3 protein-coding genes and 1 pseudogene are annotated in these 3,172 nt (G+C 71.4%); 3 read left to right on the forward strand and 1 reads right to left on the reverse strand.

Annotated features, from left to right (window positions below):
* Positions 1-295, reverse strand: a pseudogene (locus ABZ260_RS49045) (hypothetical protein); the annotation flags it as partial.
* Between ABZ260_RS49045 and ABZ260_RS49050 the strand changes: the two are divergent.
* The 3 genes from ABZ260_RS49050 to ABZ260_RS49060 form a co-directional block, all read left to right on the forward strand.
* Positions 282-1,214 carry a sugar ABC transporter permease gene (locus ABZ260_RS49050; protein ID WP_355632277.1) on the forward strand — a complete coding sequence of 311 codons (933 nt, stop codon included), beginning with the start codon at positions 282-284 and terminating at the stop codon, positions 1,212-1,214. The pseudogene ABZ260_RS49045 and the gene ABZ260_RS49050 sit on opposite strands and share 14 nt — an antisense overlap.
* Positions 1,211-2,008 carry a carbohydrate ABC transporter permease gene (locus tag ABZ260_RS49055; protein WP_355564802.1) on the forward strand — a complete coding sequence of 266 codons (798 nt, stop codon included), beginning with the start codon at positions 1,211-1,213 and terminating at the stop codon, positions 2,006-2,008. The genes ABZ260_RS49050 and ABZ260_RS49055 overlap by 4 nt, the downstream gene beginning before the upstream one ends.
* On the forward strand, positions 2,005-3,172 hold a 1,168-nt coding region (locus tag ABZ260_RS49060; protein ID WP_355632279.1), incomplete at its 3' end, for a M28 family peptidase. The genes ABZ260_RS49055 and ABZ260_RS49060, both read left to right, overlap by 4 nt.

Here is a 3,172-nt window from a genome sequence, read left to right on the forward strand (position 1 = left end):
TCACGCCGCCCGCCTGGCCGACGTAGCCGATCTTCTCCCGTACCGAGGCCGCCTCGGCGGTCACGTCGTGGCCGGCCACCCGGGCGCTGCCCGAGCCGGCCGTCCGGGCCGCCCGTACCGGGACCCGAGCCGTCCGCGAACGGAACCGGGCCGCTCGCCCGGGGCACGCGGTGACGTGGCGGGCACCCGATGACCCTGACCACCGAGGCCGTCGAGGCGCCTGTACCCGCACTCCCGCCGAGGCCGGGGAGCGGGCGCGGCAGGTCGCGCCGGGAGGCCCGATGACCCTGATCACGAAGAGCGTCGAGGCGCCTGTACCCGCTCCCCCGCCGAGGCCGGGGAGCGGGCGCGGCAGGTCGCGCCGGGAGGCGGGGGCCGGGATCGTGCTGACGATCCCGGTGGCCGTCTTCTTCGTCGTCTTCTGGCTCGTGCCGTTCTGCGGTGCCGTGTACCTCAGCTTCACCGACTACGAGATGGCCGGTGCCCCGCGGTGGATCGGGCTGGACAACTACGCGCGGATGCTCCAGGATCCCGGGGTCTGGAACTCGGCGTGGATCACCGTCGTCTACACGGTCTTCACGGTCCTGCCGACCATCCTGCTCGCGCTGCTCATCGCGGTGCCGCTCAGCGGGCCCGGCCGCCTCAACCGCGTGCTCCGCTCGCTGGTCATGGTGCCCGCGGTGATGCCGCTGGCCGCGACGTCGATGGTGTGGGTCATCATCTACTCCGACCGGGGTCTGGCGAACACGCTGCTCGGCGCCGTCGGCATCGAGCCGCAGTCGTGGCTGACCGACTCGGACCTGGCGATCTGGGCGCTGGTCGTCATGGTCGTCTGGAAGAGCCTGGGGCTGTTCGTCATCATCCTGACGGCCGGGTTGCAGGCGCTGCCCCGGGAGGTCTACGAGGCCGCGGCGATCGACGGTGCCGGGCCTGTCACCACGTTCCGCAGGATCACCGTCCCGCTGCTCCGCAGGACCCTGCTGTTCGTGCTGGTCATCTCCGTCGCCGGATCGATGCAGGCCTTCGTGCCCGCCTTCCTGCTCACCGGCGGCGGCCCGGCCGACGCCACCCAGGTGCTGCCCTACTACATCTGGGCCAACGCCTTCCCCTACGAGCACATGGGCTACGCCTCCGCGCTGGCCATGATGCTGCTGGTCGCGATGCTGGTCGTCTCGATCGTCCAGTTCGGCTTCCTGCGGGGTGGGGACGAATGAGGGTGCTCCGGACCGTCTGGCTGCTGAGCGCCGTGGGCGCGATGCTGCTGCCGATCTACGTGATGCTCGTGGTCGCCTCCGCTCCCGACGACACCGACCTCGGCGGGCTGGTCTTCAACGGTTTCCACCTGCCGCAGAACCTCGCCGAGCTGTTCGCGGGCGAGGGCTTCCCCGTCTACTTCCGCAACAGCGTGATCTACTGCGTCGGCAGCGGGGCGCTGGACGTGCTCTTCTCCTCGGCGGCCGGCTACGCCCTGGCCCAGCTGTCCTTCCCCGGCAGGCGCGTGCTGTTCGCGCTCGTGGTCGGCACGCTCGCGCTCGCCCCGATGGTCATGATCATTCCGGTGTTCCTGATCGTCAAGGAGCTGGGCTGGGTGAACACCTTCCAAGGGGTGATCGTCCCCGGCATGATCAGTGCCTTCGGCGTCTTCCTGGTCCGCCAGTTCGCCCTCGGCATCCCCAAAGAGCTGATCTTCGCGGCGCGCGTCGACGGGGCGGGGGAGCTGCGCATCTTTCTCCGGGTGGCGCTTCCGCTGTTGCGGCCGGCGCTGGTGACGCTCTTCCTCATCCACTTCCTCGCCCAGTGGGACAACCTGCTCTGGCCGCTCATCGTCGCCAACGACCCCGCACTGTGGTCGCTGCCCGTGGGACTGGCCAACTTCCAGAGCGAGCACGGTTTCAACTACCACCTCATGACCGCCGCCGCCCTGGTCACCGCCGTGCCGCCGTTCCTGCTGCTGGCCGGGCTGCAGCGCTACTACGTGGCGGGGCTCACCTTCGGAGGGGTCAAATGACGGTCCCGGACACCGCCGAGATCATGGCGTGGATCGAGACGATCACGGCCAGGGGGATCCGGCGCCCCGGATACCCCGCCGACGCCTGGACGGAGAGATGGGCGGCCGGGCTGCTGGCGGGCTTCGGGCTCGACGTGCGCCTCGCACCGGTCGAGGTGCCCACCTGGCACCCTGTCACCGCCACGCTCCGCGCCCACCTGGACGCCGACCCGTCCCGCGCCGTCGAGGTGGCGGCCTTCGCCCTGCCGTACACCACCCCGAAGGCAACGGTGACCGCGCCGCTCACCCGGTCGGTGGTCCCCGGTCGCATCGCGGTGCGCGAGCACACCTTCGCCGAGCTGCCCCAGGCCCTCGTACGGGAGATCGCCACCGCCGTGCACGACCCCGACGGCGACTTCGACGGCCTGGTGCAGACGTTGCCGTTCGCGCCCGGCTATCTGGAGGATCTCGACGGGGCGGTCACCTCGGGGGCGGCCGGGTACGTCGGGGCGCTGACCGGCCTCCCGTGGGAGACACGCGACTACTACGTGCCCTACGACGCGGTGCACCGGCCAGTACCCGCGGTCTGGTTGTCGGCGGCCGACTCGCGGCGGGTGCTGGCGCTGATGGACGAGGGGCCCTGCGCCGGCACGCTGTCCGTGGAGTCGGAGACCTCGACCGCGACCTCGCACAACGTGATCGCCACCCTGCCCGGGCGGGGCGACGGCTGGGTGATCGTCGCCTCGCACCACGACGCCCCCTGGGCCTCCGCGGTGGAGGACGCCTCCGGTGTCGCGCTGGTGCTGGCCGCCGCCAGGCACTGGTCGCGGGTGCCGGAGGAGGACAGGCCGCACAACCTGCTCTTCCTGCTGACCGCCGGGCACATGGCTCACGCGGCGGGCACCCGGGCGTTCATCGAGGAGAACCGGGCCCTGCTGGACCGGGTCGTGCTCCAGGTCCACCTGGAGCACGCGGCCCGCGAGTGCCGCGCGGAGGGCGGGACGCTGGTGCCCACCGGTGCCCCCGAACCGCGCTGGTGGTTCACCACCCGGCGCCCCGAGCTGGAGCGGCTCGTCGAGCGGGCGCTGGTCGCCGAGGAGAGCCGCCCAGGTCACCCCGATCATTTCGTTCACCTCGGGAAGGGGATCTCTCAATGGCGGTCAAGAACGGTCCGAAGGCCGCCCT

It is taken from the genome of Streptosporangium sp. NPDC006013 (assembly GCF_040614275.1).
Lineage (GTDB): Bacteria > Actinomycetota > Actinomycetes > Streptosporangiales > Streptosporangiaceae > Streptosporangium.

What these genes read in the sequence shown, in the direction of transcription:
- ABZ260_RS49050 (WP_355632277.1), top strand. Translation starts at nt 282, where the DNA reads ATGACCCTGATCACGAAGAGCGTCGAGGCGCCTGTACCCGCTCCCCCG.
- ABZ260_RS49055 (WP_355564802.1), top strand. Translation starts at nt 1,211, where the DNA reads ATGAGGGTGCTCCGGACCGTCTGGCTGCTGAGCGCCGTGGGCGCGATG.